The sequence below is a fragment of the Marinobacter sp. UBA2498 genome (assembly GCF_002341575.1).
In the GTDB taxonomy this organism is placed as follows: Bacteria; Pseudomonadota; Gammaproteobacteria; order Pseudomonadales; family Oleiphilaceae; genus Marinobacter; species Marinobacter manganoxydans.
The window spans coordinates 21,427-29,574 of record NZ_DDOI01000157.1 but is presented as its reverse complement, the minus strand read 5'-3'; the positions used below and the strand labels follow the sequence as shown (position 1 = coordinate 29,574).

General features: G+C 51.8%; 3 protein-coding genes and 1 pseudogene. All 4 read right to left on the bottom strand.

From position 1 onward, the window contains the following. On the bottom strand, positions 1-1,392 hold a 1,392-nt coding region (locus tag B2W52_RS21730; RefSeq protein ID WP_286804060.1), incomplete at its 3' end, for an AAA family ATPase. A 57-nt stretch (positions 1,393-1,449) separates the two neighbouring features. Beyond that, positions 1,450-5,118 carry a BREX-1 system adenine-specific DNA-methyltransferase PglX gene (pglX, locus tag B2W52_RS21725; protein WP_286804059.1) on the bottom strand — a complete coding sequence of 1,223 codons (3,669 nt, stop codon included), beginning with the start codon at positions 5,116-5,118 and terminating at the stop codon, positions 1,450-1,452. 49 nt (positions 5,119-5,167) lie between these two features. After that, positions 5,168-6,646 carry a Fic family protein gene (locus B2W52_RS21720; protein WP_286804058.1) on the bottom strand — a complete coding sequence of 493 codons (1,479 nt, stop codon included), beginning with the start codon at positions 6,644-6,646 and terminating at the stop codon, positions 5,168-5,170. A gap of 103 nt (positions 6,647-6,749) precedes the next feature. Further along, positions 6,750-8,148: pseudogene (locus tag B2W52_RS21715) on the bottom strand (BREX system P-loop protein BrxC); the annotation flags it as partial.

Sequence of the window (8,148 nt, the reverse complement as noted above, 5' to 3'; positions counted from 1 at the left end):
CAGAGCTGCAGGATCGCCAGAGGAAAGATCACCATGTATCTTTGTTCCGTCTTTACGGTTCGTCATGTCCACCACGCGAACCATATCCAACTCGTCCGGACCGACAAGGAATGGTGAGTGGGTTGTATATAGAGTCTGGTTTTTGGCGGCTAAACGAGAAATAGTTTCGCGGAAATCACGTTGCTTTAGCCCATGCAGGTGAAGACCAGGCTCGTCCAACAACAGAACAGCGTTCTCATGCTTGTCAGCGGCTTCCGCAAAAAACACAACGAAGAACGAAACCAACCATTGGAAACCTTCGGATCGTTGGTCTAGCTCAATTTCAACACCCAACTCGTCTTCGACGACAACCTTGAGATACTGACCGTCCGCCTTTATTTTAAGTTTGCTCGCCTCAGCTCGCTCCGGGTCCGGATTCCAAACAGAAACGATTTGCTCTGTCAGATCAACACTCGCCGAATTTAATTGATAGTCACGAGAGTCTAACTTGTCTTGGTAGGCCTTTAAGGCTGCAGCATCATTCTGACCTGGCTTCGCTGCGTTCCCAAGCTCCGCAAGCTCCTCCGGAGTAAATCCAAGAAGCTTGAGCAGGCAAAGGTTTCCATAATCGTACTGCTTGTCATCGAGAACTCCGCTCTGGACACGCTGAGCGAGGTGCTCCAAATGGATTCGAGGACGAACTCGGAAATAATTATTGAACAGTACAAACACAGGTAGCCGAGAGTTCAGGTGTTGCAAGACAGAACCACGTTCTTCAACTGCCCGGCACGACTGCATGAGTCGGTCGTATCTATGTTCTTCCGCATCATTCCCTTCCTCAATTAAAGGGAGTGTTTTCTCAAGAAAAGCTTTGAGGTTGCGGGCATGAGTACCGGATAGCCGCGTACTAGGTTTCCAACCGCTAGTAATCGAGACGAGCTGCTCTTTGACGGAAGGCGTTTCTCCTGAACTATGTTTGTCAGCGTGAGCTGCGAGTCTGAGTAAGTCCTTTGATATTGAGTCGTAGGTTGGGAGAGCGGGTCCTCCTTCAATTCGGTGCCAAGCCTCATTATTCAATTTCCGACCGTAAACATAGGTACATTGTTCAAAACCTTCCGGGAGACCTTCCAAGTCAGGCGACTCAAGCTGAAAGTGACCTTCTACGACTGTCACGTCGGAGGCATCAACCAAACCACGGCGGATGTCCTTGTTGTACTGGGATCTGGGATAGTCACGGAGTGGGTCAAACCCCTCCACACCTTCAGGAGCATTCAGCTTTTGAAGTGCCTGAAGAATAACCGTTTTACCAGCCTCATTTGGACCGACCAGGATCGTCTTACCGTTCTCAACCTCAAACTCTCCGGTATCGATCACGCTCCGGTACATTTGGACACGCGCTTTAACTAACCTCATAGTGCCATGCTCCTGTCAATTAGGCTGATCCGAAAAGGTATCCCTTCACTTGGTTACTCACTGTGGCTTCTCGCCCGTCACCGCCTTTACCTCAGCTAACAAATCGCCAAACTTCCCATAATTCACCTTCACACCATCATCCAGATCCAGGCTGATGCGCTGGTCGGCGTAGTGGCGGAGTTTTTCATCGAATTCGGCGAGTTCGACCTGTTGTTTGTGCAGGGTGGCGATTTCTTTTTCCAGGCGCTTGGTTTCAGCGGCTGAGGTACTGGCTTCTTTGTCTTGTTCCAGCTTTTCAGCGTAGGCGTTGAGCTTGGCGCTGAGGGGAATGACGTATTCAGTACGCATCCGTGCCAACGTACCTTCGTTGTAGCGGTGCAGGTAAACCAGGCACTCGAAGGCTTTGTGTTTGCCGGAGCTGAAGAGCCAGTAGATCGGGCGCTTTTTATAGGTGCGCAGGTGATCCTTATAGAACTGGGTGCTCAGGTAGCGGCGGATGGTGTCCATGGCGGATTCGCCTCGCTTGGGCTTGATGGCGTGCAGGCAGAGACTTTCCGCTACAAAATCCAGATTTTCCTGTAGATGCTCATCGCCCCAGACCACGCGGACAAATTCGCGAAAGCGGTTGGTGGCATCGTCGAAAAACCACTCTCGATCAGTTAATGGAAGAATACCATCTTCATCAACCGAGTAACTTGCAAACGTCTGGTCATTTACTAGCTTATTAAAGCTTGCATTATTTTGACCTGCATAAACAATACCATCTTTATCAAGAGAATATCTTCCCATTGCACAACCGATAGCATAACTTATTAACTCACCGGTTGTATCAGAATAAAACCGACTTAAATGAGATTCTGATATTACCTCCGCTCCATATCTATATGCAGGATTAACCGTAAGAGTTATCTGCTTCTCTGGGACATTATAGTCGCCCTCTACTTGGTACCCGTCTTCTAACACGCTTTTTAAAGCACTTTCTCTATCCTTAAGAAAAGAAACTTTTTCTCTACAGAGATTGATATACCCATCGACCAATGCCCTAAGGCTACACAAGCCATCTAATTTAATCAGAGGGTTAGAAGAAAACTCCCAGGATCTCTCAAAAAAGTCCCAGTCTTCCTTGGCTACCCTTATGCAATCCTCTACAATTTCTGAAACGCTAACCTTCTCAAACCGTTCGAGCCTAGGAAGATTAAGAAAATAACCTCCAGAAAAATGTAGTGTTGGATTTATTGCAGGAATAATCTCCTGAATCAAAATACCATTGAGATATCCCATGGTTGAAAAAAGCATATCACGACGATCAAAAAATGCACTATGACCAACGGTATCGAAAACAAAACCTTTAGGATAGAACCTAAACGACGTATATGAAGATGTTACGTCCGACCAGCTCAGGCTTTCACTAAAATAGAAATTTTCATTCCGTATTACGGACTTTGGTTTTGCTCTTTTAAGATCTGCACCATCTCGCTCCCAGTTTACTACATACTCCTGATTGCCATACCACTTTCTAAATTCACCACCTTTATTATATGGGGCCCACTTTAATCTATTCCGTGCAAAAGTCTCGGAACTTTCAAAACCAAAACCGATTTTATTGAAGTCAACTTCCCACCAATACCTGAGAAATTTATTGGTATCGCCTGTTGACAATCCCTGCCTCGCGTCACAAATCGAGCTTAACGTCTGGGAACTATCGATAATTCTAATTTGCTCGTCATTAAGCCAATAAGAAACAGGAGCATTTGGAATCAACTCAAAACTCTCTGATTTAGCTCGGTATAAATAATTACATGATTCTGGGTTTTCTAAAGCCTCTAGAGTTTTTCGGTGTTGAATGTCTTGCCCTGGAAAATCTACAAGCCTAATAAAAGTTCCATAACTTGATGACCCAAACCCTTTAGATAAGGTAAAGGTGCATAGTGGAACTCTTACGTCACCGGAGGCGTTATATTCAAGCTGTATCAAAGAATCAATCTGTGACCTTTCTAACATCAACCTACGAAGATTAGAAAACGTTGATATAAACATCCAAACCATAGGTGTCATTAAAGAGACGTGGCCATGTATGCCTATCAAATCCAAGCTGCGAAGGATAAAGGCGGAAAAAATATCCTGACTCCCACCGGAGAACCGAGTTTCTAAATAGTTTTTTACCAGTGAATTCTGGAATTTTTTGCCCATATACGGCGGATTAGCAATCACCGAGTCATACCTCTGTGCTAGTACCCAGGCCTGGCTCACGTATGGCAGCAGGGTTTCTGCCGCTGGTTTTTGCATGATGTCCCCCCGACGGGCCAACTGCTCCAGCTCTTCGACTAGCGCTTTCAAAGGCGCGGCGTCCTCCTCGGGCACTTCGATCAGAGAGCCGAATGTTTTGGCTTCTTCAAACCGCTCCAACGTGCGTTGCAGCAGTTGGTAGCGTTCATCGGCACTCGCACTGCTCAAGTCAGCCTGCTCACTCTCAAACAGGCTCTGGGAGCTACCCTGCTGCCAGTCGCCACTCAGGTTCAGATCCTGCCAAAGTTGAGGCAGGTTCAGATGGCCGGTTTCCTTGAGGGAGAGCACGTTGAGGGTGACTTCGCCTTCGGCTACCCGGCTGAACAGGCGGCGGTCGTCTTCCCTCGCCAGCATCATCAGGGCGAAGCCGGCCAACTGCCCTGCCCGATCGTCGATGTCCAGGCCGAACAGGTTGTGTTTCAGGATCTGCTGCGGAATGTCCCGGCTGCGGTAGCCCCGTTCTTCGTAGATGGCTTTCAGGATTTTGTAGGCTTCCACCAATATATGGCCGGAGCCACAGGCGGGGTCGAGAACTGTGATGCTCTCCGGGTCTATGGCATCGGGTACAGTTTCATCCAACTGGGCCTGCACTTCCGGAGACTGTTTGCCCGGCTCAATGAAGTACGGCATCTGGTCTCGCAGAGGGCTGTCCGGGTAGGTTTGCAGCCACTGGCGGCCTACGGAGTTTTGTACCAGGTACTGCACTATCCAGTTGGGGGTGAACAGCTGGGTGGCAGCGGGAATGTCTTCGCTTTTGACCACCTTGCCAATCACCTGGTCTTTCTTTTCGGAGATGTAGAACTGGTAGAGCCAGCCGATGATTTCCACATCCTGCCAGTCGTCTTCCGGGATGGCGCTGACCAGTTCCCGGATGAGTGAGTCGGTTTTGGTGAGGTTGTCTGGCAGCAAAAGCTCGGTTGCGTCGTCTACCGCTTCAAACAGGAACGGCATGGCCTCGTGCAGCGCATGGCATTGGGCCAGCAGGAGTTCGCGGTACAGTTCTTCGTCTTTATTGCCGTCCAGCTTCAGTTCCGCGACTTGTTGTGGGTCCAGCCCTGGCAGGCTGAGGTCCAGGCAGTCGTCGAGGATCTGCGGGGTGCCGAGGTCACCGTTGGCGGTGCTGAGCACGCGGCGGCCATGGTCCAGGAAGTCATGGATTTCCATGTAGCGGATGGCACAGAGGCGGTTAAACCAGCTGTAGGCGGCTTGCTCCATGGCCTGGGCAAAGCCCATTTGCTCAACCATGCGTTCCAGTGCCTTGCGGGCCGGGGCGATGGCTTTGGGGAAGGCGTTTTCGCCAATCAGGGCAATATCCCCCCGCTGCTCCATGGGCTCGGTGCCTTTGGCGGTGATGCCGTAGCGGGCAGCCTGTTTGGTGACCGCCGCGATGAAGTTGTTGCGGGCTTTGGGGGCGTATTTTTTGATGTTGGCGGTGTTCATTGTTGCAATCCCTGGTGTACTGCGCAGGTTGATGGGTGCCGTGAGTTCTTCATGATTCGGTTACCACGCTTTGATATGCCTGTTCTAGCGCGTCAAAGATCTCTTCCGGAACCCTGTACTGATATTGCTTGCGGCGATGTTTGGAGATGCGGCCGTTTTGGTCCAGGCAGAACATCACCAGTCTGGAGAGATCGGTGTTGGGTATATCAAAGGCCTGGTCTATGCGGCGGTAGATTTCGTCGTACCGAGTGAGGAAGACGGTTTCCTCCTTCAGGTGTTGTTCTATGGCCTGTTTGGTTGCCCGGGCCATGAATTCGGCGCAGTGGGTGCCGTCCCAGTATCGGTAGAGGGCTTCATGGCCCTTAAATTCGAACTGGAACTGGTTTTCGTCGATGTAAGTAACGTCCCAGTACTGCCTCGCCTGCTCCGAAAACGCCTGTAGCACACTCAGATATTCGGATTCATTCTGGCGTAGCACGATGGATACCGGCAGCACGAGGCCGTTTTGAAGGGCCCCTCGCTGGCACAGTACCTGATGAAACAAAAACCGGGACAGGCGACCGTTGCCATCCATAAAGGGATGCACAAACACAAAGCCGAACGATACGATGCTTGCCAGTACCAGTGGGTCCACCGCTTCCGGTGGCTGGTTTGCCAATGCCATCAGCTGTTCCATCAATGAGCGTGACAATTCCGGAGCTGGCGGCACATAGGTAACCCCCAACGCACCACGCAATCCGTTACTGAGGTAGTTCTGTTCCGTTCGGAAAGACACCGCCTGGGAGAACACGTTGCTGATAACGGCGTTTTGCAGGTCTACCAGGTAGTCTTCATCCAGTTTACGGGGGCTGTGGGCCTGTTTTAGCAGGTTCACGAAGCGGGTAGCCTTGTCTTCCGATGGCGCCTCGTTTTCAATGGCGTAGGAATCGCGGGTTTCGTGCAGGTAGGCCCAGGCCAGCGTGCGGTTAAGAATGTCTTTCGGCAGTGACTCGGTGAACTCGGTGGCTTTTTGCAGCAAGTGTTCATCAAGCAACGCCTGAAGTTCTCTGGTTCGCCGCACTGTGATGCAGTAATCCAGTGTGCCCAGGCCATTGAATATCACTCGCCAACGGGGATTCTTCTGTCCCTGGCCGGTAATGTAGGCTTTGGGGTTAAACAACGGCACGTAAGCCTGCTGGATGCTCTCCGTGGCGCGTCGAATCGTCTCACCGGTAAAGTGCTCCCACAGGAAGCAGGCCTTGCGCAGGTATTGGCTATTTGGGGCGGCATCAAAGGCCTGCCGGATCTCAGGTTCTGGGATAGCCGGTAGCGCCTGGGCCAATACCTGCAAGTTGATGCCTTCGTGTTTGATGGCAAACAGAACGTGCCCCAGGCGATCGTCCGGGGCCGGGGCCAGCTTTGCGGGCACGGCAATGGTCTGGCCAATGGTTTCCTTGCGGGTGACCGAGCGCACTTCCGCAGATATCGCCGGCGCTATGGCCGAGATACTGTCCTGATTAATAAGATGTGCGTAACCTGCGTACTGCATGATTTCCCTTTCTTCCGCCCGCCAGAACTTTATTTACACCAATCTCACTTTATTTACACTTTTGATGATCTCACCAATATTTTTTACAGACAAGGACGGGCGCTCATTTCAACCGTACCCGCTTGCCCGCCGCAATGGCGGTTTGTAGTTCGTCTTTCAAGGCGTTGACGAAGTTGTCTACGTCTTCCTGCCTTTCCAGGTAGATACCGCTGGCCAGTGTGTTGAACACTTTGGTGGCACTTACCTCAACCACGGGTTTGGGCATGGGCACCGGCGCGGGTTTGTCCGCGGAATCAGCAGAGGGCGCGGCAGTCGGCTTGCTGGCATAGTCACCGGCGTCCTCCTGAGCGTCTCTCTGGGCCTTGGCCTGCTTCTCTGCTTCCAATTGTATAGCCCGCTCCAACTCGAACAGGCTGTCTTCAAGTTTTTCCTGAGCCGTCTGGGTTTGCAGCATGAAAATCTGGGCGATGCCGGTCTCGACGGCGAGCTCTTCTTTGATCAACTGCAGGGGCCGCAATAGGCGGTTACTCAAATCCGGTGTGGCGATGCCGCTTTTTAGGATTTCTGCCTGTAGCTGAGCGATTTTTTCATCTATCCGGTCACTGGCGTGGTTGCGTTTTTCGTCGAGAATCCGGTTGTTGGCCGTTTCTACGGTTTCAACCAGGTTAGCCACTTTGTGCAGCTGGCCATAAGGAGCGTCGGCCTCTGCAATGCGCCTCATCTCAGCCAATGCCTTGCGGGCTGCATCGTCCTTCTCCAGTGCCTGCCGGTTCTTCTCGAAATGGGCGAGGCCTGTTTGCAGCTGCTGCCAGCTATGAATCTGCTTGGTGAAGAACTCGTGGACGTCCCGATAGTCCTCTTCCAAGTCGAGCAAATCGTCTTTTCTCTCGATCACCGCCTTGAAGAAATCGTAGCTTTCCCGGTTGGCCAATAGGCGTTCAATGGTGAGGATGGAATTTTCGATGACTGGCTTGCCGGGGAATCGGCCTACATCGGTCTTGCTCTTGTAGCTTTTCAGATTGGTCAGCCAGTCGTTCAAATGGTTCTGGTAAAACTCGAACAGCTCTTTCTCGGTGTCCGGCCCCAGGGCGTTGAACAGATCCCGGGACAGGTCACGGGCTTTCTTCAGGATAGCGTCGTCTGTCTGGCGCTTTTTCTGGACGGAGATTTCCCGGCGACGGCGGCTGTTGCTGAGGTAGTCGAACACCTCATTGAGCGGCATGGACGGGCCACCGGTATGAAATGAGATGCGCCCGGAAGCGGCTAGGCGGCCCAGAATCAGCAGGATTTCACCATCCGGCCAGCCATAGGGGCGCGCGGCGAAGCGGTCGATGATGTCGCTCACCAGCAGGCGATCGTTGCTGCCGGCGCGGAGGGTGATGTACTGCTCTACTTCTTTAACGGCCTGGGGGTTGCCCTCTTCGCCATCCAGCGCCATGCCCATCTGGCCGATGTCGTCCACAGTGAGCACAGCACTGAGTTCCCGCATCGGGTCTTGCTGG